Below are 26,921 nucleotides of genomic sequence, written 5' to 3'. Positions count from 1 at the left end.
CCTGGCGGGTCAGCGTGTTGGAACCGGATGCTCGCCGCGATAATCGTAGAAGCCGCGGCCGGTCTTGCGGCCGAGCCAGCCGGCCTCGACATATTTGACCAGCAACGGGCAGGGGCGGTACTTCGAATCCGACAGGCCGTCATGCAGCACCTGCATGATCGACAGGCAGGTGTCCAGGCCGATGAAATCGGCCAGCTGCAGCGGCCCCATCGGATGGTTGGCGCCGAGCCGCATGGCGGTGTCGATGGCATCGACCGTGCCGACGCCCTCATAGAGCGTGTAGATCGCCTCGTTGATCATCGGCAAAAGGATGCGGTTGACGATGAAGGCCGGAAAATCCTCCGAGACCGTGATCGTCTTGTCGAGCTGCTTCACATAGGTCTTTGCCGCCTCGAAGGTCTGGTCCTCGGTGGCGATGCCGCGCACCAGTTCGACCAGCTTCATCAGGGGAACCGGGTTCATGAAATGGATGCCGATAAAGCGCTCGGGGCGGTCGGTCTGCGCGGCTAGCCGCGTGATCGAGATCGACGAGGTATTGGTCGCCAGTATGGCCTCGGGATTGAGCTGCGGACAAAGCTGGGCGTAGATCTTGCGCTTGACCGTCTCGTCCTCGGTCGCTGCCTCGATGACCAGGTCGGCACCGGCGAGATCGGCCATGGATGGCGCCGCCGCGATGCGCGCCATCGCCTGGTTGCGGAGCTTCTCGTCGAGCTTGCCGGACCCCACCTGGCGGGCCATGTTGCCGCTGACAGTGGCGATGCCCTTCTCGATACGGTCGGGCGATATATCGTAGATCAGCACCTTGTAGCCCGAAAGTGCGGAGACATGGGCGATGCCGCCGCCCATCTGGCCCGCGCCGATGATGCCGATCGTTTCGATCTTGCTCATTACACCGATCCCGTCGAAAAAGGCCTTTGCGGCCTGCTTTTTGTGCGGTGCAAACTAAAAGGGTGGGGCGACTTCGTCTACCCCACCCCTCACAATTTAATACGCTTTGCGGCAGGGCGTCAAAGCGCCTTCTGCAACTCCGGCAGGACAACGAACAGATCGCCGACGAGGCCATAGTCGGCAACCTGGAAGATCGGCGCTTCCTCGTCCTTGTTGATGGCGACGATGACCTTCGAATCCTTCATGCCGGCGAGGTGCTGGATGGCGCCGGAGATGCCGACGGCGATGTAGAGGTCGGGGGCGACGACCTTGCCGGTCTGGCCGACCTGCCAGTCATTCGGCGCATAACCGGCATCGACGGCGGCGCGGGATGCGCCGACGGCAGCGCCGAGCTTGTCGGCGACCGGCAGGATGACCTCCTGGAACTTCTCCGAGGAGCCGAGCGCGCGGCCGCCCGAGATGATGATCTTGGCCGAGGTCAGTTCCGGACGATCGGTCTCCGATAGCTTGTTCTCGACGAAGGAGGAGAGGCCAGGATTGGCCGCAGCGCTGACGGTTTCGACAGCGGCCGAACCGCCCTCGGGCGCCGCCTGGAAGGAGGCGGTGCGCACGGTAATGACCTTCTTGGCATCGGTCGACTGTACCGTCTGGATGGCGTTGCCGGCATAGATCGGCCGCTTGAAGGTGTCCGGCGAGACCACTTCGATGATCTCGGAGACCTGCGCCACGTCGAGCAAAGCGGCCACGCGCGGCGCGACGTTCTTGCCCGACGAGGTTGCCGGCGCGACGATGGTGTCATAGGAGCCGGCCAGCGACACGACGAGCGCCGCGGTCGGCTCGGCGAGACGCTCGGCAAGCTCGTCGGCTTCGGCCAGCAGCACCTTGCTCACGCCCTTCAGCTTGGCGGCGGCGTCGGCTGCGCCCTTGGCGCCCTTGCCGGCCACCAGCACATGCACGTCCGAGCCGATCTGCAGCGCGGCCGACAGCGCCTTGGCGGTCTGGTCGGAAAGGGTAGCGTTGTCGTGTTCGGCGATGAGGAGAATGGTCATTTTATCTGTTCCTTCCGATCTCAGAGCACGCCGGCTTCGTTCTTCAGCTTGTCGATGAGCTCGGCGACGCTCTTGACCTTGACACCCGCCTTGCGGCCGCCCGGCTCTTCGGTCTTGATGACCTTCAGCCGCGGCTTGACGTCGGCGCCGTAGTCGGCCGGGCTCTTCTCGTCGAGCGGCTTCTTCTTGGCCTTCATGATGTTGGGCAGCGATGCATAGCGCGGCTGGTTGAGGCGAAGGTCGGCAGTGACGATCGCCGGCATCTTCAGCTCAACCGTCTGCAAGCCGCCGTCGACCTCGCGCGTCACCCTGGCCTTGTCGCCGTCGAGCACCACCTTGGAAGCAAACGTGCCCTGCGCCCAGCCGAGAAGGGCTGCGAGCATCTGGCCGGTCTGGTTGGAATCATCGTCGATCGCCTGCTTGCCGAGGATGACCAGGCCGGGCTGCTCGGCCTCGACCACGCCCTTCAGCACCTTGGCGACGCCCAGTGGCTCTGTCTGCTCGTCGGTCTTGACCAGGATGGCGCGGTCGGCGCCCATGGCGAGCGCGGTGCGAAGCGTCTCCTGCGCCTGCTGTGGGCCGATCGACACGACGATGATCTCTTCGGCCTTGCCGGCTTCCTTGAGCCGGATCGCCTCTTCCACCGCGATCTCGTCGAATGGGTTCATCGCCATCTTGACGTTGGCCAATTCCACCGCCGAACCGTCAGCCTTGACGCGAACCTTCACATTCGCATCCACAACCCGCTTCACGGGCACAAGGATCTTCATTTTCCTGTCACCTCTCTTGAGATAGTTGGGGCGCGCTATACCAGCGTGAACCCTGTCAGAGTTGTCGAAAGCCGACATTCCGGATGGAAATTCTGCTCTTCAACCGCCAAAGGCGGGCGGAAACGCTTCCGTAGTTGCGGCGAACCCGCACGTCAATATGCCACGGCGTCGGGCAATTCACTCAACCGGTTCAGTCGGGGCCGGGGGCACTTCCCCGACCCCAGCGTGGCACGGGCTGCGCGGCAATCGGCTCGTTTACGGCCGGATCTACGGCGATGGCGGGCTGGTCGGCGGGTGCGGCCTCTTCGTCCGCGCCCGCAAAAAGCGGCACGCCGCGGCTGCGCAGCACGAGCACCAGCACGGCGCCGGCGATGATGCCGCCTATGTGGCAGGCCCAGGAAATCTGGTCCTCGCCACCGGCGGCGAACATGACGATCTGGAACAGCACCCACAGGAGGAGCGGGATGAAGGCCGGGATGCGCAGCGGAATGCGGGCAAAGGCCAGCACCCAGACCTTCACCCTGGGATAGAGGATCAGGTAGGCGACGACCACGCCGGCGATGGCGCCGGAGGCGCCGATCAGCGGCACCTGCGAGTCCCACGCGATGAGGCCCTGGAAGGCGGCTCCGGCGATGGCGCACAGGAGGTAGAAGATGAGATAGCGGATATGGCCGAGCGCGTCCTCGACATTGTCGCCGAACACCCACAGGAACAGCATGTTGCCGCCAAGGTGGAAAATGTCGGCATGCAGGAATGAGTAGGTGAGATAGCTCAGGCTTTCGGGAATGACGATAAAGCGCGGGTCGAGCTCTGCCGTGTCATGCACCACGGAGGGGATGAAGCCGAGGCCGAGCACGGCGGCATTGGTGAAATTCTCGCCCCCGAGCGCGGTGGCGCAATAGACCAGCGCGTTGGCCAGGATCAGGGCGATCGTCACATATTGCAGCCTGATGTGCCGCAGCCTGTTGGTGTCGTAGAGCGGGATGAACATAGGTGCGTGGCCTCTCCCGCCTTGGCATAGTTCAGCGGTTCTTGCCAGGAACCCATAACACGTCGGCATTTCCATTGTCATTGACCGCCCTGGCGGCGACGAACAGGAAATCGGAGACGCGGTTGATGTATTTCAGCCCGTCGCGGTTGACGTGCTCACCAGGATGCTGTGCGAGCGCCACCATCAGCCGCTCGGCCCGCCGCGCCACCGTGCGGGCGAGATGGAGCGCAGCGGCGGCCGGCGTGCCGCCGTTCAGCACGAAGGATTTGAGCGGCTGGAGGTCGTTGTTGAGGAGGTCGATGTCGTGTTCGACGCGCTCGGTCTGCGCGGCAATGATGCGCAGCGGTTCGTAGCCGAGCGGCTTGCCGTCGTCGGGCACAGCCAGATCGGCGCCGAGGTCGAAGAGATCGTTCTGGATGCGGGCAAGCATGGCGTCAATCGCGGGGTGGCTTGGGGCGGTGTGAACACGAGCCATGCCAATGCAGGCGTTGGCTTCGTCGACAGTGCCGTAGGCGTCTACCCTGAGATCGGACTTCAGCCGCCGCTCACCCGTGCCGAGCCCGGTGGTGCCGTTGTCGCCGGTGCGGGTGTAGATCTTGTTGAGCTTGACCACGTCGCCTCCCGAACGGCCGGTATCCTCATTTGCGCGTGAAATACACGGCCAGCAGGATCAGCGCCAGCGCCACGGCCTGCAGCACGACGCGCGTCTGCATCAGCTTGTTGGAGGTCATGCCGGAACCGCCGCGCATCATGTTGATCAGGCCCCGGACCAGCACGATCACCACGGCGACCATGACCAGGATGGCAAGGATGTTGAAGACGGATGCCATTTTGCGTTTCCAGTCCTTTTCTTGTTCAGGCGCGTTTGGCGAGCAGGCGGTAAAGCATCGATGCCGGCAGGATGCGTTTGAGCGTGGCGCCGACCTTGGCCGGCACTGTTACCACATAGTGCGGGCGCGGGCGCCGCGACAGAAGTGCATGGCGAAGCGCCTTGTGGACCACTTCCGGCCCGGGCTTCAGCGCCGATTGGCTGCCGCCGGTGCGCATCCGTTCCAACTGCGCCTCATAGTCCGCGCGGTGCACGGAATTCTCATGGTCGATATTCCTGAGAAACCAGGCGAGGCCATTGCTGGCGATCTTCGATTTCACCGGCCCCGGCTCGATCAGCGAGACATGCACGCCGCTGCCGGCCAATTCCTGGCGTTGACAGAGCATCAGCGCCTCCAAAGCGTGTTTGGATGCCGAATAGGCGCCGCGAAAACGTACCGGCACCAGGCCAAGGATCGACGAGCAATGAACGATCCGGCCACCGCCCTGGCGGCGCATCACAGGCACGAGCCGGCGGGTTAGGTCGTGCCAGCCGAAGAAATTGGCCTCGAACTGCTCGCGCAAGGCGGCCACCGGCAGATCCTCGACCGCGCCCGCTTGCGCATAGGCGCCATTGTTGAACAGAGCATCGATCCTGCCGCCGGTCCGCTCCAGCACTGAAGCCGCAAGCGCTTCGATGGAGGCAGGTTCGCGATAGTCCAGATAGAACGCCTCGATGCCCTCCTTTTCCAGGGCCGCGATGTCTTCGGGCTTGCGCGCCGTGGCGAACACCCGCCAGCCTTCCGCCTTGAGCGCCCGCGCGCAATAAGCGCCTATGCCGGACGACGCGCCGGTGACGATGATGACGCGCAACGCGCGTGCCGACGGATTCGCCTTATGACCAAGGGTTGCCATTTGCCGCATTCCCTTCCCATATTCGCGGCGTCGAGACAATCGAAGGGGAGCGCGGTTCTTGTTGCGGAATATCGTCGCCCTGCGCCGCGTGCTCTACGACGCGATCGGTCATTTCAACACCGATGACGGCTGGGCGATGGCCAGCCATCTGGCAATCACCTCGCTGATGGCGCTGTTTCCGTTCCTGATCTTCGCCACCACGCTGGCGAGCTTCCTCGGCGCGCAAGCCTTCGCCGACACGGCCGTGCACCTGGTCTTCGACACCTGGCCGGAACAAATCGCCAAACCGATCGCGCGAGAGGTGCTGAACGTGCTCACCGTGCGACGATCGGATCTGCTCACCTACGGCGTGCTGCTGGCCGCCTATTTCGCCTCGAACGGCATCGAGGCGCTGCGCACCTCGCTCAACCGGGCCTATCGCGTCACCGAGACGCGCGGCATCATCTATCGCCGCGTGCAGAGCATCTTCTTCGTGCTGATCGCCACGGCAGGCTTCCTGGCGATCAGCGTGCTCCTGGTCTTCGCGCCATTGCTGGCGCGGCTGGCCGAGGCGCATTTCGAGTGGATAAAACCCTATACGGGCACCATCACGCTGTGGCGCTACGTCATCGCCTCGACCGTCATCGTCGGCGGTCTGTTTTCAGTGCATTACTGGCTGCCGGCCGGCAAGCGCCGTTTCGTCTCGCTGATCCCCGGCATCGTCTTCACGCTCGCCGCATGGCTGATAGGCTCGACCATTTTCGCCACCTATCTCGACCATTTCTCGTCCTATGTGACGACCTATGCCGGGCTTGCCTCGATCATGATCGCGGTGGTCTTTCTCTACATCGTGTCCGCGATCTTCATTCTCGGCGGCGAACTCAACGCAGCAATCAGCCGCTATCTCGAGGCACGCGCGCGGGTGGGATGACCGGCTGAATTGAAGAACTGGAGAATTGGAGAATTGGAGAATTGAAGAAGAAGCCCCCAGCGCCAGATGGCACCATTTTCCTCAATTCCTCAATTCCTCAATTCCTCATTTCTACAATTCTTCCCTTGGTCTGCCGCGCCGTTGCCAGACCGACACCGAAGGTCGTGATCGCCATGCCGGCAATCTGAAGCGCGTTGAGCTGCTCGTCGAACAAGGCCCAGGCGATGACGGCCGTCACCGCCGGCACCAGATAGAACAGCGAAGCGACCTTCGACATCTCGCCGTCGCGGATCATCACCATCAGAAGGAAGATGGCGCCGATCGACAGCACCAGCACCAGCCAGGCCATGGCGAAGATCAATTCGCTGTTGATGACGACCGTGTGGGTCTCGAAGGCCAGTGAAGCCACGATCATCACCGAAGCGCCGCCGACATATTGCCACATGGTCGCGGCGACGAGGTCGCCGCCGGAAGCAAAACGCTTCTGCCATATCGTGCCGGCGCTCATGCCGAGCACCGAGACCAGCGAGGCGGTCAGCGTGGCTGACGTCACGCCGCCGCCGAGCGCGCCGAGCTTTGGCCAGAGCACGATGACGACGCCGGCCAGGCCGACCGCGAGGCCGGCCCAATGGCGCGGCAGGATCGCCTCGCCGAGAAACTTGCCGGCGAGCACCGCCGTGATCAGCGGCTGCAGGCCGACAATCAGCGCCGACAGCCCGGCGGGCATGCCCCTGTGGATAGCCCAGAAGACCGCGCCGAGATAGACGCCATGCATCAGAATGCCGGCCCCGGTGGCGTGCAATGCCTCTTCGCGGGAGGCTCTCTTGGAGCCAAGCACGACCACCAGGCCGGCGAACAACGCCGCCGCCAGGACGAAGCGCGCAGCCAGGAACGTAAACGGTTCGGCCCACGGCATGGCATAGCGGGCGCCGATGAAGCCGGTCGCCCACAGGACGACGAAAGTGGCGGGGATGAGCCGCTTGACGCTGTGCATTTTCCGGGGACCGCGCTTGATGAGAATTGAGCCGTGGCGAAGCTCTAGTCCGGTTCAAGCCGGCGCGCAAAACGAAACGATTGATCCATGCATCACCGGAATTCAACCGGCCGCCTTTTCTGCAAGCTGTCTCTTCGGCCTTCGCCTGCGTCAGAGACCGACCATCCGCCTGACATCGTGAGCCGACACGCCCGCTTCGCGCAAGACGGCAAGGCCGGTGTCCTTCAGGCTTTTCGACAGCTTGCGCCCGTCGGGTCCCAGGATCAGCCGGTGATGGAAATAGGCTGGCTGCGGCAGGCCAAGCAGTTCCTGAAGCAGCCGCTGTACCCCGGTGGCGGAATAAAGATCCTGGCCGCGCACGACATGGCTGACGCCCTGCAGCGCATCGTCGACGACGACGGCGAGATGATAGCTGGTCGGGATTTCGCGGCGCGCCACGATCACGTCGCCCCAATCGCGCGGGCGGGCCCCGACGACGCGCGTCGCGGAAAGCGATTCGTCTGAAAATTCGTTCCATGACAAATCCTTGCCGACGCGTGCCATCGCCGCATCGACATCCAGCCGCCAGGCGAAGGGAGCGCCTTCGGCAATGCGGCGCCGGCGTTCCTTCGCCGGCCGCGCCTTGTCGACGGCGGGATAGACCGGCACGCCATCGGGATCGCGCGGCCAGTCGCGCTTTTCGCTGTCGGCGATGAAAGCCCGGATTTCGCTTCTGCTCATGAAGGCGGGATAGACGAGGTCCTCCCGGATCAGCCGGCCAAGCACCGCCTCATAACAGGCGAAGTGCTCGGATTGCCGTCGTACAGGCTGTTCCCAGGCAAGTCCGAGCCATCTCAGATCGGTAAAAATGCCCGCCTCGAATTCCGGCGAGCAGCGCGTGGTGTCGATATCCTCGATGCGCAGCAGCAGGCGGCCGCCGACCGCTCGCGCCAGTTTCTGGTTGAGCAGCGCCGAAAAGGCATGGCCGAGATGCAGTTCGCCATTGGGACTGGGCGCGAAACGGAATGTCAGGAGTGTCATCTCTTGAGCGGCAATCGGGTTGTGCGGCGGTTTTGCCAATTGCTACCGTGCGGCCGGTTCAGGAACAAGAAAGCATGCAACGTATCGCCACATTGGACGACATCGCCCGGGGACTCGACGCGCTTTGCGCGATCGACCCAAGGCTGGAAAAGATCCGCGGCATGGCGGGCGAGGTGCCGCTACGGCTGTCCCAACCAGGATTCTCGAGCCTTGCCTCGATTATCGTCTCGCAGCAGGTGTCGCGCGCCAGCGCCGATGCGATCTTCGGCCGGCTGACGAAACTGGTCGACCCGTTGACGCCGCTGGCGATCCTTGCCGCCGGCGAGGACATGTTTCGCGAGGCGGGCCTGTCGCGACCCAAGCAACACGGCCTCCTCGCCGCCGCCCAGGCGGTGGCGGACGGCCTCGATCTTCATCATTTGTGTTCGCTTGACGCCGGCGAGGCAATCACGACCATGACGGCCGTGCCCGGTATCGGTCCGTGGACGGCGCAGGTGTATCTGCTGTTCGCCGCAGGCCATCCCGACATCTTCCCGGCGCGCGATGTCGCGCTCCAGACCGCCGTCGGCCATGCGCTCGGCATCGACCCGCGTCCGCAGGAGAAAACACTGATCCAACTCGCCGAATCATGGAGCCCATGGAGAGGTGTCGCATCGCGGCTTTTCTGGTCCTATTATCGCGAATTGAAGGGCAGGGATGCCGCACCCCCGGCCTGAAAGCGCGAAAAAGCATCAAAATCTCGTTTTTTTGTGCCTTCGGACGCGTGACAATCCGCTTCACATCCCTGTCATGTCGGGCTTACAGTATCCGCGCCATTCAGGTTAGAGAACCAAGGAGGCCAACGACGTGACGGTTGCCGTATCTCCGGATGGGCTTCCAGCGCTGGTGCTGAATGCGGATTACCGTCCGCTCAGCTATTACCCCCTGTCGCTCTGGTCGTGGCAGGACGCCATCAAGGCGGTGTTCCTCGAACGGGTGAACATCGTCGCCGAATACGAGCACGCGGTGTCCTCGCCGACCTTCTCGATGAAGCTGCCGAGCGTCGTCAGCCTGAAGGCCTATGTGAAGCCGTCGCGGCATCCCGCCTTCACACGCTTCAATGTCTTCCTGCGTGACCGCTTCCAGTGCCAATATTGCGGCACGCCCGACGATCTGACCTTCGATCACGTCATCCCCCGCCACCGCGGGGGTGCTACGACGTGGGAGAATGTCGTCGCCGCCTGTTCCCCCTGCAATCTCAGGAAAGGCGGCATGATGCCGGCGCATGCCAAGATGTGGCCGTTGCAGAAGCCCTACCAGCCGACGGTGCACGACCTGCACAATAATGGCCGTCTGTTCCCGCCCAACCATCTGCATGAAAGCTGGATGGATTATCTGTACTGGGATGTCGAACTCGAACCCTGAGAGCGTCCGACAATTCGGGACGCTGGCCGTCTGAAGCGATTGTCTGCGCTTCCGATGCTCACGGACCAATGTCCGCTCCGCTTCGGTTCTCGACAATCACTCCATGCGACTCAGCCTGCCGAATTCTTGAACGATCTCGCGTCGGCGCTTTCGCGCTACTCAGTCGCGCGAAAGAGCGCTGCGGAAGGCGACGGCCGCAAGGACAAGGCTGGCGATGGCGTTCCAGCCGGCGAGCGACAGGCCGAGAATGCGAAGCGCGGCCTTGTCGCAGGAGGGGGGCACGAATTTGTCGAGCGCGTCGAGCACGCCTTTGCCGCCGGTGTCGACCGGGCCTCCGCCCGCGGTGCAATCGGCCGGGCCCTGCCACCAGGCCCACTCCACGCCGGCGTGATAGATGCCGAGATACAGCCCATAGAGCATCAGCAGGCCGCCGATGGCCAGCAAGCCGCGCACCACCCATGCCGGCGCGTGCAGCGCCGATGCAAGCAGCGCCAGCAGCATCAGCGGCACGCCGATATAGTAGGGCGTGCGCTGTTCCAGGCAGAGATGGCAAGGGATGTAGCCGCCAATGTACTGGAAGGCGAGCGCGGAGCCGACAGTGGCGGCCATGGCTACGGCAAGGAACAGGGCCGTCATGGTCCGCTGGCGTCCGGTGTTGGCAGTCATGGTCGCAGTCATGGGGTCTTTCGTCCGTTATGTTCGCCGCTCGCCCGGTCTTGTGGTCCATGTCGCCACGCCGCCGCGCGGTTTGGGCGACATGAATCAGAAGGCGTATTTGACCAGGATATAGAGCAAAATCAGGGCGGCTGCCGCCGCACCCGCGATCAGGCCGAGGCGCTTTTCGATGAACTCGCGGATCGGCTCGCCATAGCGGCGCAGCAGCCAGGCCAGAAGCAGGAAGCGCCCGCCGCGCGCCACGATTGCCAGCGCGATGAACAGCAAAAGATTGACGCCGATGACCCCCGAAAGGATCGTCACCACCTTGATCGGCGGCAGATGGGCGGCGCCCGAGGTGATCAGCATCAAGATGATGAAGCCGATGCCCGAAGAGACGCGCAGCGCCTCGAACTCGTCATACTTGCCGTAGAATTCGAGGATGGGCCGCGCCAGCGCGTCGTAGGCGTAGTGGCCGATGAACCAGCCGGCGATGCCGCCCAGCACGGAGGCGACGGTGGCGATCAGCGCATAGCGATAGGCGCGATCAGGCCGCGACAGTGCCATCGGCAGATAGAGCACGTCGGCCGGCACCAGGAACACGGAACTCTCGACGAAGGCGATGAAGGCCAGCCACCATTCGGCGGATTTGCGCGCCGCCAGCGACAAGGTCCAGTCGTACAGTCCGCGAAGCATCGGCTCTCCTAATGTCGTAAATGCCTACCGCACGGCGCCCACATGCACGGCGTGGCCGGCATAAGGGCAGGCAGAAAACCAGGGGCATGGATGAAACAGGTGCATGCGTGAAACCAAGACCCGAAGCGCGCCGCGTTCCTTCTTCCGGACGCCAGGCGCTTCGACACGACGCCTGTCTAGAAAGATTTTCCGCGCCGCACAATGGCAGTGCCCGCAGGAAACCGAAAGGGGCGGTTTGGTCGCGGCTCCGCAGGCTATCGGCAACAGGCCAGTTGACGAACAGGCCTCCAACCGTATAGTCCGCGCCATCCAGGCCGCCCGGCCTGAGCCCCTATGGCGGAATTGGTAGACGCGCTCGACTCAAAATCGAGTTCCGCAAGGAGTGCTGGTTCGATCCCGGCTAGGGGCACCATTTCAGTCGCCGCTTCGATACGTCTGCCGCTAATTCCCGATCGGCGTTTCGGCAAATGCGGATATGGTGTTCGAGTTTGTCGTGCGCCGTTTAAAGCCGATATCGCAAGAGCGACATCCGGGAGCGGCTCGGCAGGGTGCAGGACGGCCTGTCCAATGCGGTAGCCGCTTTCACGCTTCAGGACCTATGTTGGCCGCCTGACCGTTCCTCGGTGTGGATATATCAGGCCTTGAGATTGCCCCTTGCATCAGTTGTTGCTTATTTATCTGAAAGGGAGGAACTCATGCCGATTCGTCAGAAAGCTCAGGAGGCTGGCGTCTTCGATTCCTCCGAAGTGGCCCTGCTTGGCCGCGTGTTCGACAGGCTGAAGCTCGACGCCCGATCGGCCCAGCAACGCGAAGCGATTTCATCCCGCATAATCGCGAATTACATGGCCGGGATCAGGGACGAAGACGAATTGGTTTCGGCATCCAGACAGCCGCTGGGACGCTAGCGCAATTCTGGTGCAAGTCGGGTCAAAACGGTTTCATCGACGAGCTTCGGAATCCACGTGAAAACAAACGGTTAGGGTGAGCCGGCGGTTCCATCAACGCCGAACCGCGCCAATGGGTCGGCGTAGACACCGGCCATAGTCGCAAGAAACGCCACTCGTGCCGTCCCATCCGACGACATCCGGGTTCAACAAGGAAATCCCGCGAAGCTGAATTCGGCGACCGTGCCGTCCTCCGATCTGGTGACCCGAACGAACAGCGCACCTGGAATGCGGGGTTGCATCGGATGACCGGTTGCCCGTCTGGCAGCCCCTGCGGGACTTGAAGCCGCCACCTCGTGCGTGCCGATAATTCTCTCGCCCAGGATTTCCTCCACCTTGTAGCTGGTCATTTTCCCCGTTGGGCGACGATCTTGACTATCGACAGAAGGAGCCCGGCCTGCTTTTGGCGGTAGGTTCGGCACTTGGCGAGCAGGCCGGGCTGTGCTCCCGGCTGTCAGGTACCTTGGTGGAGGGCTTAGCCGGTGCGAAAGGCAGACTGTCTCCTTCTCCTCGGACCCGCAATTGGGACTGAAGTCCGAAGCATCGACGCATTGGTCCTAAACCCTGAACATAAGCCGCCGTTCCTCATTGGCGTGGAAGCCGTCGAGTAAAGTCCCTTCATCGACGGTCCCTGGACGCCCGCCGTTGCTGCGAGCGGCGGGTGTCCGACTTCGGGGAGAAAGACATGCAGCTTGGCGAGATCATCGCGAACACCTTCGCCGTCCTGCTGCTGATTTGTTTTCTCGCGATCGTGTTCTTCCTGTTTGGAAAGCCGCTGTGGCCGGACCACTATGCTCGCATGTCGATTATTCTCCCGGTCGACGCGATGACCACGGCTTCGGTGAGACGGGCCGGCGCGCATCCTCACCTGCCGGACACTTTCGACATGGCGCTCGCTCGCCCAAGACCGTCCCCGTAGGGCTCCGTGGCGGGCTTTTATGCGTCCAGGATTCTGGCGCCGGCAGCTTTCCCATTGGCGGCTCCCCCGCTGGTTCCGGCAGGTGGATTTCTCGCGTCCAGCGCCTGTTCCTCGCAATCCGCGCGCCACCGCCGAAAGCGCCGTGGAAGAAAGAGGACGAGTGGCTCAAGTTGGATCTGGTCGGCCGTTTCAAGGTCCTGAAGAGCAATGAAGATTAGCCTCATGCTCGCTGCCGGATTTCGTGAAGGCGGACCAAAGTCCCAGGGACTGGTCCCAAAGGTCTTATGTTACCACTTAAGTTCCGTGAATGTCCTTTATATGTTCGAATGAATTAGCTAATTCTGATGTCCGCCACGAGGAAAAGCGCTGAAGAAAAACGGATGCGCCGCCGGCAAGCGACATGAATTATACCCAAAATCGTATCACCTTTGTCGCGCTTTGTTGAAAGACTGTGACTGTTGCTCAAGCAGGCGCTGGCGAATAAACGCTATCAATACAGTGACTGTTTATCCCATGAAGCAACCAAATGCTCAGGCTTGAAGCAAGCATCCACGCGCTCCAGAAGATGCGAGCGCGTCTATCGTCTCTTGAGCAGGCTCTTCATCCGGTTGCGCAGCAGGCGGGCCATGTTGCGGGTCTCCCGGTAGAGATGCAGTTGCGAGGCCGCCTGGCGGGCGAGACGGTCGGCGTCCGGCGTCAGGCCGATCACCAGCGTGCCCATCGGCTTGCGCTCGGTCCACAGCCTGCTCATCACCGGATGGTCGGGCACGGCACAGGAATCGGTCATCATGATGTTGGGGTCGTCGAGATGCTGCCTGGTCACCTCGATCATCAGCAGCGTGCCCGGCGAATAGCCGGCCAGAGTTTCGTCGTAGGCCGTCTTCCAGGTGTAGGCGACGCCGGCTTCGACGAAGACGATCAGGCACGCAATGGTGCGGCCGTCGAGCGTCAGCGAATGGATGCGGCACAGGTCCTGCTCGGCCAGCCTGTGCACGGCCTCGCGGGCGAAGGCGGCGCGGTAGCGGTCGATCGCCATGGCCGTGCGCTCGCGGCCCTTCCAGCCGGCCGCCTCCAGCGTCAGGAAGCTCTCGATGGCGTGACGGATCTCGTCGGGGCCGCGCGCCACGACATGTTCAAGCTTGCCGAGGTCGCCCAGCCGCCGCTTGAGGCGGCGGAACTCGCGATAATGGTGCGCGCGCAGCGAAGCCTTCAGATAGTCCTCGGCGTCGCGTTCGCTCTCGAGCAGCGGACGCTGGGCGTGACCGGTGGTGACCAACATCAGGCCACGCGTTTCGGCCACAGTGGCAACCAGGCTCGCCACCGCGCCGTCGAGCCTGATGTCGGGCAGGACGAACACTTTCGGCAGCTTCAGATGCGGGCGCGACAGCATGGAGAAGAAATCCTCGAGGACACCGACCGGATCGTCGCGGTCGACCAGCGGGGTGCCGAGCGGGCCGAACGGGCTCGACCATGTGCGCATGACCGGAACCCCGAGCGGCACCACCGGCCGCTCCACCGAGAACGGCATCAGAAGGCGTAGCCGGTTGCGGTATTCATCGCCGTCACGGATGACGGCCAGACGCACCTCGCGGTCTTCCAGCCGGGGCATTGCGGGCGCGAGGAAACGCGGGTTGAAGAAGACGTTGGGCTCGATGGTGCGGGCGCACAGATAATCCAGCTCCTCGACGAGGTCGAACCCGGCCGACGCCGTATAGATGGCCAGTTTCCGCTCGGGCCGGTTGTTGGCAAGGATCTCGATATGGGCCGGGTCGGTGTCGCGCCCCAGTCCGGCAAGGCCGGACACCATGGCGCCGGCGGGGCCGCCGCTGGTTTCCTCGAGCAAGGGGATGGCGGCCATCACGCGGCTCCTTTGGCTGGCACGAAGATCGCCATGACGATGCCGAGCTTGCGCCAGACCGTGAAGGACAGCGCGCCGGCCTCGAAGATCATGGCGAAGGCGGTGGCCATTGCGGCGCCCCACAGGCCGAAGAGCGGGATCAGCACCACGTTCAGGCCAATGTTGAAGGCCAGCGTCATGGCATAGACGGCGGCGCAGACATTCTGGTTGCCGCTCATGGTGAGCAGGCTTTCGCACGGGCCCACGGCGGCGCGCGCCACGACGCCGAAGACGAGCAGGAACAGAAGCGGATAACCCGATGTGAATTCGGGACCGAACAGCATCAGCATCGGTTTGCCAAGCGCCAGCACCAGCAGCGCCATGGCGAGCGATGGCCAGAAGGTCCACGACACCGTCTCGCGGGCGAAGGCGGCGAGCTTTTCCGGCTCGCCATGGGTGAACTGGGCATAGCGCTGAGCGACGCCTGCCTTGACGGCGAAGTAGACGAAATGCACCAGCGCCAGTGTCTTGACCGTGGCGAAATAGACGGCGACGTCGTTGGGGTCCATATAGGCGCCGACCATCAGCACGTCGGCATTGGTGAGCAGGAAAAAGAAGCTTTCGACCAGGAAGATCGGCAGCGAGACAATGAACCATTGTGCGAAATGCACCTTCATCGGCCCGGCCGGAATCTGCTTTTCCATGCGCCGGGTGACGCCGATAAGCTGGGCGAGCGTGGTGACGTAAGTGGCGGCGATCGAGGCGAAGATCGCGGTCTTCGCGTCGGGCGCGTAGCCGGCGAAAAGCATCAGCGCCATGAACAGCAGGATCAGCACGGGCCGTATCAGATAGGTCGGCGCCAGGGCGAACAGCGCCCAGCTGTTCGCCCTGGCCTGGCCTTGCAGCAGGTCCGACAGCGCTATCATCGGCAGGCAGATGACGCCGAGGATGAACGGCAGGACATAGTAGTTTTCAGTCCATGACGAAGCGAGCCACACGCCGAGCGCGCCGAGCCCGGCGATGACCGTCGAGGCGATCAGGACGAACAGGCGGCTGGCCACGACGATACCGCGCAACTCGTCGATGAGGCCGCGCTCGCGGTATTCGGGAATGAAGCGGATAACCGAGGTGTGGAAGCCGAGGCAGGCGAGATTGCCGACGATGACCATGGTCACCCAGACAAGGACGAAGATGCCGTATTCGAACGAGCCCATCCAGCGTGCCATCAACACCTGGCTGACGAAGGCGATGACGGCGCTGACGATGCGGATGGAAAAGGCAATGACCGACATGCGGCCGGCCTCGCCGCGCTCGTCGGCGGTGAACAGCACGGCGTCGACGCGGCCAAGCAACGGCTCCACGCGCAGCGCCAAACGCTGCGGCAAGAACCGCCCGGCTGTCGTGGCCGCGGAAAAGCGCACCCCGATTGTTCTCCGTTTTCCGCTTCTTTTCAGGCTTTGGTGTAGCGGAGACACCTTAAGAAAGGGTGGGTGGGAGAGGCATGCACAATGGCAGAGGGGCGAGCGAGGACGACCGGTGTGGGTTCCATGCCGCAAGTGGGAGACAGGCGCTCTGTCGTTCCAACTCCCAGCCAAGCCTAAGAGCGGCGCGCTTCGCCGTGAGTTGCGACATAGTCGATCTCGGAACGGCTGATGCCGATGTCTTTCAGCATGAAATCGGGCATCGCCTCCAGGTGACGCCGCTCATGTCGGAGGCGCTGTCCGCGCGCCAGCCAAGCGAGGATGGCCATCGGCCGCCATGGTGGGGCGCGCAGCCTTGCCAGGAAGATAGCTATCTCGGGCATGGTTTCTCCTCGCGACGCGTAAAAGGCCTGCCGGCACTGTTCCGGCAGGCGGTGCCGTCAGTCGGCCTTTTTCATGGCGTCGCATGAGACATTCGGGTTCATGTCGGCGAAGGCGCCGGTCGGGTTCTGCTTCCAGGCCCAGACATGAAGTTCGTAGAAGGGGCCGAGGCCATAGCGGTTGGGGGCGCTGTCGAAGTTGAACAGCTGGCCTTCGAGCGACGCGGGACCCTTCGCGGTGATATATTCGACGGCCACCAGCTTCAGCTTGCCATCGGCCATCGGCTCGTACATCACGGCCTCCGGCTTGGCGAGGTCGACGGCATCATCCTTGAGATAGGCGCCGTTGACGTAGTGAATGCCCATCGCGCCGCCGGTGATGCCGCTGGCGCAGGGAATCGGCGCATAGCCCTCGGCGGTGGCCGCCGCGACATTCACGAAGCGGCCGTTGGCCGCCCGCACCTCGGCGGCCAGCCGATTGCCACTCTCCGCAGATGCGGCAGTGGCGGTGATCGCCATGATGGACAGCGCGGCAAGGCGCCAGAAATTGACGTTCATTTTATTCTCCATTGGTTGTTGGTGACGCGCAGGCGGCAGGACCGGCCTGTATGGCCCTGCTGCCATGCCTGCGCGTTGGATCGTCAGTTGCGGGACGGGTCCGATCCGTTCCTCTCTAGCCGGGCGGCGGTCTCATTGATGCCACCACCAATATTCCCAGTAGTCCCGCCGCATCTCGTGCTCCGGCAGGCCGACGTCCCGCCTTAAATAATCGTCTTGCGGTGGCAGGCGCCTGCGCCGGCTTCGCAATGGCGCGAGCAGCGCGGAGACAATCCGCGATGCGAGACCACGCCGGGAGGGTGCATGGTCGAACGCCACGACGGCGGCTGCCGTTTCGGGAGGAAACAGCACGGAAAGCCGACACCCATCGCTGCCCAGGACGATCTCACGCTCATTGTTCCATCCTTGGTCCATAGGGTCAGCGATAAAAGTAAGGGTCCAGGACCCTCACCTCCGTGATCTTGTCCACCGGTAGCGAATTCTTCTGCGCCGTGCTGCGGATCGCCTCCGGCGAGGGGGCGTCGTAGATGCAGAAACTCTTGTTCCTGTCGGGCGACACGAAGGAGTGCAGCCAGGTGACCCCCTTCTCGGCGTTGCGCATGATGATGCCGCCGAGCGCCGTCGCGCCGACGTCGTTCGTCGGCACGTTGAGCCCGTCGGGGAATGTCCGTTCGATCAGATAGCGAGGCATGGAGTGGCTTCCTTTTGTGACTGATTCACGCTCGAAATGAGCGCGGTTGGAGAAAAATCACGATCGTCGAAAGCGCACATCGGAGCCTTTCCCCATATTGCGCGGGACGATTCCCTATGTTTTCGACGTTTGGTCTGGGAGCCACACTGCGGATACCGAAGCGGGGGTATTTTGGAGAAGGGTCGAGGGACGACGATACTTATGGGCCAGTGACGATGCTTCTGGAACGGCAGGCACAACTCGATCAGTTGGAGGAACTGCTCGCGGAGGCCGCGCGCGGTCGCGGCCGCGTGGCGGCATTGCTGGGCGAGGCCGGCACCGGCAAGACGGCACTCGTCGAGGCGTTCGTAACCCGTGCCGGGCAGCACGTTTCCATATTCCGCAGCGCTTGCGAGGACCTGTCGATTCCCGATCCGCTGGGACCGCTCTATGATCTGGCCCGGGACGCGCAGTGGGCACTGCCCCGGGCAATCGACGACCGCCAAGGTCAGCGGCTGCCCCTGTTTTCAGACGCTCTCGAGGTTTTCGAGGCGAGGTCTCGGCCGGGTTTGCTGGTCATCGAGGATATGCACTGGGCCGACGACGCGACCCTGGATTTCGTCCGTTTCCTGGGCCGGCGCATCACCAACACGCATATGCTGGTGCTGTTTACGGCACGCACCGACCGCAGCGAAGGGCAGATGCGTGCGCGCCGGGTGCTCGGCGAAATTCCAGCCGGCAACGTCCAGCGCATCGAAGTGCCACTGCTCAGCGAGGCGGCGGTGTTGTCGCTTGCCGAAGCAGCCAACCGCGACGGCAGCGCAATATATCGCGCCACCGCGGGCAACGCCTTCTTCGTCACCGAATTGCTGGCTGCCGAAAGCGAGATGATCCCGCCGGCCAGCGTCCGCGACGCCGTGCTGGCGCGTGCCGAGCGCCTGTCGCAGGGAGCGCGCTCGATGCTCGACGCGGTGTCTGTGTTTCCACGCCGCGCCGATGCCTGGGCGCTGCGCGGCCTCTGTGGCGTCGCCAGCGCCGGCCAGTTGGCGGAATGTGTCTCGAATGGCTTGCTCGACGATCTCGGCGATGGCTACGCCTTCCGGCACGAGATCGCCCGTCGCGCCATCGAGATGGCGCTGACCTCGAGCCGTCGGCGCGAATTCAACCAACGCGCGCTTTCCGCACTGCAGGAAAACGCCGAGGTGACTACCGCAAGGCTCGTGCACCATGCGGTGGAGGCCCAGAATCTTGAGGCGGTGCGCGAGCTTGCCCCGCTCGCAGCGCGCGAGGCTTCCCGCGTCGGCGCGCATCGCGATGCCGCCGGCTACTACGAGGTCGCCTTGCGGCATGCCGACAGCCTGCCGATGAGCGACCGGGCGAGGCTTTACGAAGGATATGCGTTTGAATGCCATCTGATCGGCCGCATCGATGCGGCCATCGAGGCGCAGAGCCAGGCGCGCCGGCTACAGCAGGCGCTGGGCGACACGCTCAGGGAGGGCGACAGCCTCAGATGCCTGTCGCGCTTCGCCTATCTGGTGGGTGACCGCGAACAGGCGGACCTGTTCGGGGCCCAGGCAGTGGAACTGCTGGAACAGGCGCCTGCCAGTCCGGAGCTTGCCATGGCCTATTCCAATCTCTCGCAGCTGGCGATGCTGGCCGAGAAGCTCGATGAGACGTTGCTGCTTGGCGGCAAGGCAGTCGCTCTGGCCGAACGGTTGAACAAGCCGGAGATAATCTGCCACGCGCTCAACAATCTTGGCTCGGCCGAGCAGTGGCTTGACCTGGCCAAAGGCCGGTTTCACCTCGCCCGCAGCCTTGAAATCGCGCTCGTGCAGAATTTCCAGGAGCACGCGGCACGCGGCTTCACCAATTGCGCCTGCGCCGAAATGAACCAGCTCGATCTTGTGCGCGCGCAATCCTTTCTCGACCGCGGCATTGCCTATTGCGTTGAGAACGACCTCGCGACCTGGCGCGACTATATGCGGGGCGTGCAGGCGCAGCTGCTTTTGCGACGCGGCCTTTGGGACGATGCGGCGGCCATGGCTCTCGACGTCATCGACGATGCTGCAACGACAGCCCTGGTGCGTTACCCATCCTTGGTCGCGCTGGCGAAACTGCGCATAAGGCGAGGCGATCCGGCTGGGCCGGTGCTGGAGGAAATGAAGCGGTTCCTGGACAGGGGAATGGAGCTGCAGCGGCTGGTGCCTTACACGGCGTCGATGGCCGAACTGGCATGGCTTGGGCAAGGCGACGCCAGTGAGGCGCTTCGCCTGATCGAGCTGGCAGAAAGCCTGTCGCCGACGAGGGCGATGTTCGCCGAACTGGCCGTCTGGCGGCTGCTCTTGTCGCCTGAAAGCGACCCTGGCGATACAACCGGCATGGCGGAGCCCAATCGCCTGCTGCTCGCCGGCGATTGGCACGGTGCCGCGACGCTGTGGGCCCGGCTGGGTGCTCCGTTCGAGCAGGCGCTCGCCCTGCTGCGCGGCGACGAGCCGGCCCTGCGCCTGGCCCTGGATATATTCGAGGGGCTCGGTGCCCGGCCGGTCGCCCAGCACGTCCGCGCCGTCATGCGGCAGAATGGCGTCAATAACATTGCAAGGGGACCGCGGCAGAGCACGCGCGCCAATCAAGCTGGCCTGACGCTGCGCCAGATGCAGGTCCTGCAACTGATCGAACGCGGTTTTTCCAACAAGAGAATAGCCGAGCACCTGACCATCTCACCGAAGACCGTCGATCATCATGTCTCGGCGGTGCTGGGCAAGCTGGACGCCATTTCGCGTGGCGAGGCGACCGCCGCCGCGCGCGATTCCGGGCTGATCTGAGCACGTAGGAATCTCGCCCGGATCAGAAATCCGGGAATGTGAGCCCTGCAGGTTTTCCTTACGCGAAAGCGCCGTGGCAGTGCTTGTATTTCTTGCCGGAGCCGCAGGGGCACGCTTCGTTGCGGCCGACCTTGCCCCAGGTGGCGGGGTTGTTGGGGTCGCGGTCTTCGGGGGCGACGATGGCGTTGCTTTCCTGGCGCACCAGAAGGGCGGTTTCGCCGCCTTCGAAATCGTTCTCGCCGGTGGTACCGTCAATATGCGTGCCGAACATGTCGGGGGCTTCCGGCGGCGGGGCCTCGGCAGCCTGGCGGACCAGTTCGACGCGCATCAGCTGCGCGGTGACGGCCTGGCGCAGATTGCCCAGCATCGCCTGGAACAGCTCGAACGCCTCGCTCTTGTATTCCTGCAAAGGATCGCGCTGGGCGTAGCCGCGGAAGCCGACAACCGAACGCAGATGGTCGAGATTAACGATGTGCTCGCGCCACAGATGGTCGAGCGTCTGCAGCACCACGGAGCGCTCGACATAGGTCATCACCTCGGGCCCGAAGCGCTCGGCGCGCTCCTTGGCGGCGGCGTCGGCGGCTTGCGTGATGCGCTCGCGAATGTCGTCCTCGGCGATGCCTTCTTCCTTGACCCATTCCTCAATCGGCAGGTCGAGATTGAGGAACTCGGCGACCTCGGCCTTCAACCCGGCGACATCCCACTGCTCGGCATAGGCGTTCTCGGGAATGGCCTTGGCGACGATCTCGTCGATAACGCCTTCGCGCATCTCGGCAATGGTCTCCGACAGGCCTTCGCCGTCCATCAGCTCGATGCGCTGTTCGAACACGACCTTGCGCTGGTCGTTGGAAACGTCGTCATATTTCAGAAGATTCTTGCGGATGTCGAAGTTGCGCGCCTCGACCTTCTTCTGCGCCTTTTCCAGCGCCTTGTTGATCCAGGGATGGATGATGGCCTCGTCTTCCTTGAGGCCGAGCTTCTGCAACATGCCGTCCATGCGCTCGGAGCCGAAGATGCGCATCAGATCGTCCTGCAGCGACAGGAAGAATTTCGAGCGGCCGGGGTCGCCCTGGCGGCCGGAGCGGCCACGAAGCTGGTTGTCGATGCGGCGTGACTCGTGGCGTTCGGTGGCGAGCACGTAGAGGCCGCCGGCAGCCAGCGCCTTTTCCTTCAGGCGCTCGACGTCGGCATAGATTTCCTTTTCCCGCGCCTCGCGCTCGGGCCCTTCGGGCATGTCGCCCAGTTCCTCGGCGATGCGCATCTCGGCATTGCCGCCGAGCTTGATGTCGGTGCCGCGGCCGGCCATGTTGGTGGCGATGGTGATGGCGCCGGGCTTGCCCGCCTGGGCGACGATCGCCGCCTCGCGCTCGTGATGGCGGGCGTTCAGCACCTCGAAATCCTTAAAACCTTCCTTGCGCAGCCGCTCGGCCAGTTGCTCGGACTTCTCGATCGAGGTGGTGCCGACCAGCGTCGGCTGGCCCTTGGCGCTGGCTTCGCGGATCTCCTTGACGATCGCCTTGTATTTCTCCTCGACCGTCCGGTAGACCTCGTCGTCCTCGTCCTTGCGGATGACCGGCAGGTTGGTCGGGATCTCGGTGACTTCGAGGCCGTAGATGTTGCCGAATTCCTCGGCCTCGGTCAGCGCCGTGCCGGTCATGCCGGAAAGCTTCTTGTAGAGGCGGAAATAGTTCTGGAAGGTAACGGAGGCGAGCGTCTGGTTCTCCGGCTGGATCGCCACATGCTCCTTGGCTTCAAGCGCCTGGTGCAGGCCTTCCGAATAGCGGCGGCCGGGCATCATGCGGCCGGTGAACTCGTCGATAATGACGATCTCACCATTGCGCACGATATAGTCCTTGTCGCGCTGGAACAGGCGGTGCGCCTTCAGCGCATTGTTGACGTGATGGACGATGGCGACGTTCTCGACGTCATAGAGCGACTCGCCCTTCAAGAGGCCGGCGTCGCGCAGCAGGTTCTCGAGCTTCTCGGTGCCTTCCTCGGTGAAGATGGAGGTCTTCTGCTTCTCGTCGATCTCATAATCCTGCGGCTGCAGCTGGATGATGAAAGTGTCGATGGTGTTGTACATTTCCGAACGGTCCTCGAGGGGACCGGAAATGATCAGCGGGGTGCGCGCCTCGTCGACCAGGATGGAATCGACTTCGTCGACGATCGCGTAGTTGTGACCGCGCTGCACCATCTGGGCGCGCTCGTACTTCATGTTGTCGCGCAGATAGTCGAAGCCGAGTTCGTTGTTGGTGGCATAGGTGACGTCGGCGGCGTAGGCGACGCGGCGCTCCTCGTCGGACAGGCCATGGACGATGACGCCGACCGAGAGGCCGAGGAACTTGTAGACACGGCCCATCCATTCGGAGTCGCGGGTGGCGAGATAATCGTTGACGGTGACGACGTGGACGCCATTGCCGGCCAGTGCATTGAGATAAACGGGCAAGGTCGCGACCAGCGTCTTGCCCTCACCGGTGCGCATCTCGGCGATGCCGCCATTGTGCAGCACCATGCCGCCGATCAGCTGGACGTCGAAGGGGCGCATGCCGAGCACGCGGCGCGCCGCCTCGCGGGCGGTGGCGAAGGCCGGGATCAGCAGGTCCTCGAGGCTGGCGCCGTTGGCGATGTCTTGGCGGAACTTTTCCGTGCGGCCGGCGAGCTCTGCATCGGAGAGCGCCCGCATCTCGTTTTCCATGGCGTTGATCGCCTCGACACGGGGCCGGGTCGACTTGACCCTGCGGTCGTTGGAGGAGCCGAAAACCTTACGGGCGAGACCGCCGAGACTGACCATCCAATGGTCCTTTCGATAGAATTCTCAAACTGAGACGAGCGCCGGCCGGCCCCATCAAATCCACGTGAATGCGCCGCCTGTATACGGGCAACGCAAAAAGCGCCCGGAAAACGGTTCTGGACGCAAAGTCGTTGGACAGATAAGAGGGGGCTCAACTGATGTCAACGCCGCGCTGGCCCTGCCGGTCGCGCCAAATTCGGCCACAATCTGGCTGATCTGGAAGCCTCCCGTCCTTCACATCCTCATCGGAGTCATCTTAATGTCCTTGTTGTTCCGCCGTGCGTCGCTCGCCAGCCTCGGCCTGGCCGTCGGCCTGTCGGCTCTTTGCCTGTCGCCGCTGATGGCGCAGGAAACCGCACCAGCCCAGCCGGCACCACCAGCGGCACCGGCCGCACCGGTCGATCCGAATACAGTGGTTGCCACCGTCAACGGCCAACCCCTCACCGAAGCAGATCTCGTGCTTGCCGAAGGCGAGCTGTCGCAGCAGTTCGCGCAACTCCCGGCCGAGCAACGCCGCGCCGCGGCGCTTTCGGCCGCAATCGAGATCCGCGTCATGGCCGCCCAGGCCGTCTCGACCGGTCTCGACAAGGATCCCGATTTCCAGCGCCGCATGGCCTTCCTGCAGCAGCGCGCGCTGCATGGCGAGATGGTCGAGAAGGGCGTCGTTGACAAGGTCACCGACGCCGAGATCCGCGCCCGCTACGACCAGGAGATCGCCAACACGCCGCCGGTCAACGAGGTGCATGCCCGTCACATCCTCGTGAAGACGAAGGAAGAGGCCGAGGCGATTATCAAGCAACTCGACGGCGGCGCCGATTTCCAGAAGCTCGCCAACGAGCACACCTCGGATCCGAGCGGCAAGACCAGTGGCGGCGATCTCGGCTGGTTCGGACCTGGCCAGATGGTGCCGGAATTCGACAAGGCCGCTTTCGCGCTCGAGGTCGGCAAATACACCGAGCAGCCGGTGCAGTCGCAGTTCGGCTGGCATGTGATCAAGCTCGAGGACAAGCGCACCAAGCAGCCGCCGGCCTTCGACGACGTCAAGGACCAGGCCAAGCAGGCGGTCATCCGCGACAAGTATTTCGCGCTGGTCAAGTCGCTGCGCGCCGATGCCAAGGTCGAAATTCCCGACGCCAATTTGAAGAAGGCCGTCGATACGCTGGAAAGCGCCAAGTAAACCAGAACGGTTTCGAAAAAGGGGCGCGGTGGCCAAAGGGCGCCGCGCCCTTTTTGCGTCAGTTCAGCCGTCGGGCCCCTCTATGCCTCGCAGGAGATAGCGGACCACCTTGCGTATCGTCGCCTCGTCTTCGTCGAGCCGGTTGGTCAGGAGCTGCCGCCACGCATAGGAAGCCACCAGGTCAGCCGCCACAGCCGGATCGACATCGGCCGCGACCTCGCCCCTTGCCTTGGCGCGCTCGATGATCTGGCCGGTGTGGGCCCGGCGCCCGCCTGTATAGCCGGCAAGGGCCGCGGCCGCCGTTTCGTCCGACTGCGCCTCGGCGATCAGCGACCTGAACACGCTGCCCGACGACGTCTCGCGCCAGTGCGCGAACAGGTTCTTGAGGAAGCCGACGAGATCCTCTTCCAGTCTTCCCGTATCGGGAACATCGACGCGTTTCTGGCGCTGGTAGACCTCCAGCAGCAGCGAGGCCTTGCTCGGCCACCAGCGATAGATGGTCGGCTTTCCGGCACGCGCCCGCCGCGCCACGGCCTCGATCGAGAAGCCGGCATAGCCGGCCTCGACCAACACCGCCTCGGCGGCATCGAGAATGGCTTCCGCGCTGTCGGGATTGCGCCGCGCACCGATGGATTTACGCGCCGTATCCGCCTCTTCGGCCATCCTGTCGCCCTCGCCGTCGGTTTAGGCCGGCAATATAAGTGATCCGGCGATGAAACGAAACGGCCCGTTCTTGGCGGCTGAGGCAGGAGACATTTTGCCTGCCATGTCCCCCCGCACGATGCGCAGGCCGCCATCGGTGCTGACCAACTCTGCCCGCGCTCCCGCGCCGAGTCGCAACGGCTCCCAGAAATACCAGGGCCAGGGTCAGAAGCTGCCCTCGGGAGAGATCGCAACCTGGGCAGGGCGGGCGGTGCCAGCGAACTGCAACGGAGCCGGCTGCGAACCGGTCAAGGCCAATTCCGGTTCTCACGCCGCCACCAAAACGCCTTGCGCGGGCGCGCCGTATCGGGCAAACCGGCGTTTCTCCGCCGATTTTTCCCGTCCGAGGTTCCATGTCCACGACGATTTCGCCGCTCGCGCCGAAGAAATACCCCAAGATGCCTGAGATCGAGGGGGTGCGCATCGCCACCGCCGAAGCGGGGATAAAATACAAGAACCGCACCGATCTCCTGGCCATGGTCTTCGAGCCCGGCACGGCGGTCGCCGGCGTGTTCACAAAGTCGAAATGCCCCTCGGCGCCAGTCGATTTCTGCCGGCAGAACCTTGCCGCGGGCAAGGCCCGGGTGCTCGTCGTCAATTCCGGCAACGCCAATGCCTTCACCGGCAAGAAGGGCCGGGACTCCACCGCGCTGACGGGCGAAGCGGCAGCCAAGGCTGCCGGCTGCACGCCAGGCGAGGTGTTTCTGGCCTCGACCGGCGTCATCGGCGAGCCGCTTGACACAACCAAGTTCAGCCACCTGCTGGCTGGTCTGGTCAGCAACGGCAAGCCCGACCTGTGGACCGAGGCGGCCAAGGCCATCATGACCACGGACACTTATCCGAAGGTGGCGACGCAGACCGTCAAGCTCGGCGAGACCGATGTCACCATCAACGGTATTTCCAAGGGCGCCGGCATGATCGCACCCGACATGGCCACGATGCTGTCCTTCGTCGCCACCGATGCGCCGATCGCCGCCCCCGTGCTGCAGGATCTGCTGTCGCGCGGCACGGCCAAGACCTTCAACGCGGTGACCGTCGACAGCGACACCTCGACCAGCGACACGCTGCTGCTCTTCGCCACCGGAAAGGCCGCCAAACGCGGCGCGCCGGAGATAACCGATCCCAAGGATGCCCGTCTGGGGGCGTTCCGCCGTGCGCTCGGCAAAGTGCTGAAGTCGCTGGCGCTGCAAGTGGTGCGCGACGGTGAGGGCGCCCGCAAGCAGGTCGAAGTCACCGTTACCGGCGCGAAATCGGCGCGTTCGGCCAAGCGCATCGCACTCTCGATCGCCAATTCGCCGCTGGTCAAGACCGCGGTCGCCGGCGAGGACGCCAATTGGGGCCGCGTCGTCATGGCCGTCGGCAAGGCCGGCGAGCCGGCTGACCGCGACCGCCTGTCGATCTGGTTCGGCGACAACAGGCTGGCGCATGAGGGCGAGCGCGATCCGGCCTATTCGGAGGAAGCGACCTCGGCGTATATGAAGCGCGACGACATCCGCATCCGCGCCGATATCGGCATCGGCCGCGGCAAGGCGACGGTGTGGACCTGCGACCTCACCAAGGAATACGTCGCCATCAATGGCGACTACCGGAGCTGACGGACTT

The 26,921-nt window shown here is 63.7% G+C and carries 27 protein-coding genes and 1 tRNA gene; 9 read left to right on the top strand and 19 right to left on the bottom strand.

Translation table 11 applies throughout. The features are described from left to right. Positions 1-9: 9 nt before the first annotated feature. From FJ986_RS26145 to FJ986_RS26115, 7 genes are all read right to left on the bottom strand, one after another. Complete coding sequence (locus tag FJ986_RS26145) at positions 10-888, bottom strand: 3-hydroxybutyryl-CoA dehydrogenase (RefSeq protein ID WP_140500869.1); 879 nt, start codon at positions 886-888, stop codon at positions 10-12. A gap of 119 nt (positions 889-1,007) precedes the next feature. Beyond that, positions 1,008-1,937 (bottom strand): electron transfer flavoprotein subunit alpha/FixB family protein, encoded by a 930-nt coding sequence (locus FJ986_RS26140; protein WP_140558136.1) that lies wholly within the window; start codon positions 1,935-1,937, stop codon positions 1,008-1,010. A gap of 20 nt (positions 1,938-1,957) precedes the next feature. Further along, positions 1,958-2,707 carry an electron transfer flavoprotein subunit beta/FixA family protein gene (locus tag FJ986_RS26135; RefSeq protein WP_140500871.1) on the bottom strand — a complete coding sequence of 250 codons (750 nt, stop codon included), beginning with the start codon at positions 2,705-2,707 and terminating at the stop codon, positions 1,958-1,960. Between the two features lie 190 nt (positions 2,708-2,897). Beyond that, the gene (locus FJ986_RS26130) at positions 2,898-3,698 is read right to left on the bottom strand and encodes a rhomboid family intramembrane serine protease (protein WP_140500872.1); all 801 of its coding nucleotides are present in this window, start codon (positions 3,696-3,698) and stop codon (positions 2,898-2,900) included. Between the two features lie 31 nt (positions 3,699-3,729). After that, entirely contained in the window at positions 3,730-4,311 is a 582-nt protein-coding gene (locus FJ986_RS26125; RefSeq protein ID WP_140500873.1) for a cob(I)yrinic acid a,c-diamide adenosyltransferase, read from the bottom strand. 25 nt (positions 4,312-4,336) lie between these two features. Beyond that, positions 4,337-4,528 carry a twin transmembrane helix small protein gene (locus FJ986_RS26120; protein WP_140500874.1) on the bottom strand — a complete coding sequence of 64 codons (192 nt, stop codon included), beginning with the start codon at positions 4,526-4,528 and terminating at the stop codon, positions 4,337-4,339. 25 nt (positions 4,529-4,553) lie between these two features. Beyond that, positions 4,554-5,420: an SDR family oxidoreductase gene (locus FJ986_RS26115; protein ID WP_140558138.1), complete on the bottom strand. Its 867-nt coding sequence runs from the start codon at positions 5,418-5,420 to the stop codon at positions 4,554-4,556. Positions 5,421-5,478: 58 nt separating this feature from the next. Here FJ986_RS26115 and FJ986_RS26110 point away from each other — a divergent pair, with 58 nt between their 5' ends. Beyond that, entirely contained in the window at positions 5,479-6,330 is an 852-nt protein-coding gene (locus tag FJ986_RS26110) for a YihY/virulence factor BrkB family protein (protein WP_140500876.1), read from the top strand. A 97-nt stretch (positions 6,331-6,427) separates the two neighbouring features. On the opposite strand, the gene FJ986_RS26105 is transcribed toward FJ986_RS26110, so the two are convergent. Further along, positions 6,428-7,324 (bottom strand): DMT family transporter, encoded by an 897-nt coding sequence (locus tag FJ986_RS26105; protein WP_140676318.1) that lies wholly within the window; start codon positions 7,322-7,324, stop codon positions 6,428-6,430. A 150-nt stretch (positions 7,325-7,474) separates the two neighbouring features. Then, positions 7,475-8,344, bottom strand: coding sequence for a tRNA glutamyl-Q(34) synthetase GluQRS (gene gluQRS, locus FJ986_RS26100; RefSeq protein WP_140676315.1), 870 nt, complete (start codon positions 8,342-8,344; stop codon positions 7,475-7,477). A gap of 74 nt (positions 8,345-8,418) precedes the next feature. Between gluQRS and FJ986_RS26095 the strand changes: the two genes are divergently transcribed. Both FJ986_RS26095 and FJ986_RS26090 read left to right on the top strand, forming a co-directional pair. Further along, the gene (locus FJ986_RS26095; protein WP_140676312.1) at positions 8,419-9,060 is read left to right on the top strand and encodes a DNA-3-methyladenine glycosylase; all 642 of its coding nucleotides are present in this window, start codon (positions 8,419-8,421) and stop codon (positions 9,058-9,060) included. Positions 9,061-9,190: 130 nt separating this feature from the next. Then, the gene (locus FJ986_RS26090; protein ID WP_023677956.1) at positions 9,191-9,748 is read left to right on the top strand and encodes an HNH endonuclease; all 558 of its coding nucleotides are present in this window, start codon (positions 9,191-9,193) and stop codon (positions 9,746-9,748) included. A 159-nt stretch (positions 9,749-9,907) separates the two neighbouring features. Here FJ986_RS26090 and FJ986_RS26085 read toward each other — a convergent pair whose 3' ends face one another. Continuing rightward, the gene (locus FJ986_RS26085) at positions 9,908-10,426 is read right to left on the bottom strand and encodes a disulfide bond formation protein B (protein ID WP_140513858.1); all 519 of its coding nucleotides are present in this window, start codon (positions 10,424-10,426) and stop codon (positions 9,908-9,910) included. An 84-nt stretch (positions 10,427-10,510) separates the two neighbouring features. Then, positions 10,511-11,098 carry a YqaA family protein gene (locus FJ986_RS26080; protein WP_140500881.1) on the bottom strand — a complete coding sequence of 196 codons (588 nt, stop codon included), beginning with the start codon at positions 11,096-11,098 and terminating at the stop codon, positions 10,511-10,513. A 327-nt stretch (positions 11,099-11,425) separates the two neighbouring features. Between FJ986_RS26080 and FJ986_RS26075 the strand changes: the two genes are divergently transcribed. Both FJ986_RS26075 and FJ986_RS26070 read left to right on the top strand, forming a co-directional pair. Continuing rightward, positions 11,426-11,510, top strand: a tRNA-Leu gene (locus FJ986_RS26075). A gap of 283 nt (positions 11,511-11,793) precedes the next feature. Beyond that, positions 11,794-12,003 carry a hypothetical protein gene (locus FJ986_RS26070; RefSeq protein ID WP_140500898.1) on the top strand — a complete coding sequence of 70 codons (210 nt, stop codon included), beginning with the start codon at positions 11,794-11,796 and terminating at the stop codon, positions 12,001-12,003. Between the two features lie 185 nt (positions 12,004-12,188). Here FJ986_RS26070 and FJ986_RS26065 read toward each other — a convergent pair whose 3' ends face one another. Continuing rightward, positions 12,189-12,392, bottom strand: a complete 204-nt coding sequence (locus tag FJ986_RS26065) for a hypothetical protein (RefSeq protein ID WP_140500899.1) — start codon at positions 12,390-12,392, stop codon at positions 12,189-12,191. A 335-nt stretch (positions 12,393-12,727) separates the two neighbouring features. On the opposite strand from FJ986_RS26065, the gene FJ986_RS26060 reads away from it, so the two are divergent. Beyond that, a complete protein-coding gene (locus tag FJ986_RS26060; protein WP_140560191.1) occupies positions 12,728-12,961 on the top strand; it encodes a polymerase in 234 nt (77 codons plus the stop codon). 577 nt (positions 12,962-13,538) lie between these two features. Here the strand turns inward: FJ986_RS26060 and FJ986_RS26055 are convergent. The 5 genes from FJ986_RS26055 to FJ986_RS26030 all read right to left on the bottom strand — a co-directional run bounded on the left by FJ986_RS26055 (position 13,539) and on the right by FJ986_RS26030 (position 17,848). Further along, the gene (locus tag FJ986_RS26055) at positions 13,539-14,819 is read right to left on the bottom strand and encodes a GNAT family N-acetyltransferase (RefSeq protein ID WP_140676309.1); all 1,281 of its coding nucleotides are present in this window, start codon (positions 14,817-14,819) and stop codon (positions 13,539-13,541) included. Next, on the bottom strand, positions 14,819-16,219 hold the full coding sequence (locus FJ986_RS26050) for a lipopolysaccharide biosynthesis protein (protein ID WP_140513849.1): 1,401 nt from the start codon (positions 16,217-16,219) through the stop codon (positions 14,819-14,821). The genes FJ986_RS26055 and FJ986_RS26050 overlap by 1 nt, the downstream gene beginning before the upstream one ends. 176 nt (positions 16,220-16,395) lie before the next feature. Further along, positions 16,396-16,602, bottom strand: coding sequence for a DUF1127 domain-containing protein (locus FJ986_RS26045; RefSeq protein ID WP_210239610.1), 207 nt, complete (start codon positions 16,600-16,602; stop codon positions 16,396-16,398). Between the two features lie 57 nt (positions 16,603-16,659). Continuing rightward, positions 16,660-17,157 carry a hypothetical protein gene (locus FJ986_RS26040; protein WP_140500907.1) on the bottom strand — a complete coding sequence of 166 codons (498 nt, stop codon included), beginning with the start codon at positions 17,155-17,157 and terminating at the stop codon, positions 16,660-16,662. A 418-nt stretch (positions 17,158-17,575) separates the two neighbouring features. Then, positions 17,576-17,848, bottom strand: a complete 273-nt coding sequence (locus tag FJ986_RS26030) for a DUF4242 domain-containing protein (protein WP_140500909.1) — start codon at positions 17,846-17,848, stop codon at positions 17,576-17,578. Between the two features lie 215 nt (positions 17,849-18,063). Here FJ986_RS26030 and FJ986_RS26025 point away from each other — a divergent pair, with 215 nt between their 5' ends. Continuing rightward, a complete protein-coding gene (locus tag FJ986_RS26025; RefSeq protein WP_140676393.1) occupies positions 18,064-20,649 on the top strand; it encodes an AAA family ATPase in 2,586 nt (861 codons plus the stop codon). A 58-nt stretch (positions 20,650-20,707) separates the two neighbouring features. Here FJ986_RS26025 and secA read toward each other — a convergent pair whose 3' ends face one another. Beyond that, positions 20,708-23,440, bottom strand: a complete 2,733-nt coding sequence (gene secA, locus FJ986_RS26020) for a preprotein translocase subunit SecA (protein ID WP_140500910.1) — start codon at positions 23,438-23,440, stop codon at positions 20,708-20,710. Between the two features lie 259 nt (positions 23,441-23,699). Between secA and FJ986_RS26015 the strand changes: the two genes are divergently transcribed. Continuing rightward, positions 23,700-24,617 (top strand): peptidylprolyl isomerase, encoded by a 918-nt coding sequence (locus FJ986_RS26015; RefSeq protein WP_140500911.1) that lies wholly within the window; start codon positions 23,700-23,702, stop codon positions 24,615-24,617. Between the two features lie 63 nt (positions 24,618-24,680). Here FJ986_RS26015 and FJ986_RS26010 read toward each other — a convergent pair whose 3' ends face one another. Beyond that, positions 24,681-25,280, bottom strand: coding sequence for a TetR/AcrR family transcriptional regulator (locus FJ986_RS26010; protein WP_140513847.1), 600 nt, complete (start codon positions 25,278-25,280; stop codon positions 24,681-24,683). Between the two features lie 392 nt (positions 25,281-25,672). On the opposite strand from FJ986_RS26010, the gene argJ reads away from it, so the two are divergent. After that, complete coding sequence (gene argJ, locus FJ986_RS26005; protein WP_140500913.1) at positions 25,673-26,914, top strand: bifunctional glutamate N-acetyltransferase/amino-acid acetyltransferase ArgJ; 1,242 nt, start codon at positions 25,673-25,675, stop codon at positions 26,912-26,914. Positions 26,915-26,921: the final 7 nt, after the last annotated feature.

The organism is Mesorhizobium sp. B1-1-1 (assembly GCF_006442955.1).
GTDB lineage: Bacteria > Pseudomonadota > Alphaproteobacteria > Rhizobiales > Rhizobiaceae > Mesorhizobium.
The sequence above is the reverse complement of the archived record's forward strand: the minus strand, read 5'-3'. Positions and strand labels throughout refer to the sequence as shown.

What these genes read in the sequence shown, in the direction of transcription:
- FJ986_RS26145 (WP_140500869.1), bottom strand. Translation starts at nt 888, where the DNA reads ATGAGCAAGATCGAAACGATCGGCATCATCGGCGCGGGCCAGATGGGC.
- FJ986_RS26140 (WP_140558136.1), bottom strand. Translation starts at nt 1,937, where the DNA reads ATGACCATTCTCCTCATCGCCGAACACGACAACGCTACCCTTTCCGAC.
- FJ986_RS26135 (WP_140500871.1), bottom strand. Translation starts at nt 2,707, where the DNA reads ATGAAGATCCTTGTGCCCGTGAAGCGGGTTGTGGATGCGAATGTGAAG.
- FJ986_RS26130 (WP_140500872.1), bottom strand. Translation starts at nt 3,698, where the DNA reads ATGTTCATCCCGCTCTACGACACCAACAGGCTGCGGCACATCAGGCTG.
- FJ986_RS26120 (WP_140500874.1), bottom strand. Translation starts at nt 4,528, where the DNA reads ATGGCATCCGTCTTCAACATCCTTGCCATCCTGGTCATGGTCGCCGTG.
- FJ986_RS26115 (WP_140558138.1), bottom strand. Translation starts at nt 5,420, where the DNA reads ATGGCAACCCTTGGTCATAAGGCGAATCCGTCGGCACGCGCGTTGCGC.
- FJ986_RS26105 (WP_140676318.1), bottom strand. Translation starts at nt 7,324, where the DNA reads ATGCACAGCGTCAAGCGGCTCATCCCCGCCACTTTCGTCGTCCTGTGG.
- gluQRS (WP_140676315.1), bottom strand. Translation starts at nt 8,344, where the DNA reads ATGACACTCCTGACATTCCGTTTCGCGCCCAGTCCCAATGGCGAACTG.
- FJ986_RS26095 (WP_140676312.1), top strand. Translation starts at nt 8,419, where the DNA reads ATGCAACGTATCGCCACATTGGACGACATCGCCCGGGGACTCGACGCG.
- FJ986_RS26085 (WP_140513858.1), bottom strand. Translation starts at nt 10,426, where the DNA reads ATGACTGCGACCATGACTGCCAACACCGGACGCCAGCGGACCATGACG.
- FJ986_RS26080 (WP_140500881.1), bottom strand. Translation starts at nt 11,098, where the DNA reads ATGCTTCGCGGACTGTACGACTGGACCTTGTCGCTGGCGGCGCGCAAA.
- FJ986_RS26070 (WP_140500898.1), top strand. Translation starts at nt 11,794, where the DNA reads ATGCCGATTCGTCAGAAAGCTCAGGAGGCTGGCGTCTTCGATTCCTCC.
- FJ986_RS26065 (WP_140500899.1), bottom strand. Translation starts at nt 12,392, where the DNA reads ATGACCAGCTACAAGGTGGAGGAAATCCTGGGCGAGAGAATTATCGGC.
- FJ986_RS26060 (WP_140560191.1), top strand. Translation starts at nt 12,728, where the DNA reads ATGCAGCTTGGCGAGATCATCGCGAACACCTTCGCCGTCCTGCTGCTG.
- FJ986_RS26055 (WP_140676309.1), bottom strand. Translation starts at nt 14,819, where the DNA reads ATGGCCGCCATCCCCTTGCTCGAGGAAACCAGCGGCGGCCCCGCCGGC.
- FJ986_RS26045 (WP_210239610.1), bottom strand. Translation starts at nt 16,602, where the DNA reads ATGCCCGAGATAGCTATCTTCCTGGCAAGGCTGCGCGCCCCACCATGG.
- FJ986_RS26040 (WP_140500907.1), bottom strand. Translation starts at nt 17,157, where the DNA reads ATGAACGTCAATTTCTGGCGCCTTGCCGCGCTGTCCATCATGGCGATC.
- FJ986_RS26030 (WP_140500909.1), bottom strand. Translation starts at nt 17,848, where the DNA reads ATGCCTCGCTATCTGATCGAACGGACATTCCCCGACGGGCTCAACGTG.
- FJ986_RS26025 (WP_140676393.1), top strand. Translation starts at nt 18,064, where the DNA reads ATGCTTCTGGAACGGCAGGCACAACTCGATCAGTTGGAGGAACTGCTC.
- secA (WP_140500910.1), bottom strand. Translation starts at nt 23,440, where the DNA reads ATGGTCAGTCTCGGCGGTCTCGCCCGTAAGGTTTTCGGCTCCTCCAAC.
- FJ986_RS26015 (WP_140500911.1), top strand. Translation starts at nt 23,700, where the DNA reads ATGTCCTTGTTGTTCCGCCGTGCGTCGCTCGCCAGCCTCGGCCTGGCC.
- FJ986_RS26010 (WP_140513847.1), bottom strand. Translation starts at nt 25,280, where the DNA reads ATGGCCGAAGAGGCGGATACGGCGCGTAAATCCATCGGTGCGCGGCGC.
- argJ (WP_140500913.1), top strand. Translation starts at nt 25,673, where the DNA reads ATGTCCACGACGATTTCGCCGCTCGCGCCGAAGAAATACCCCAAGATG.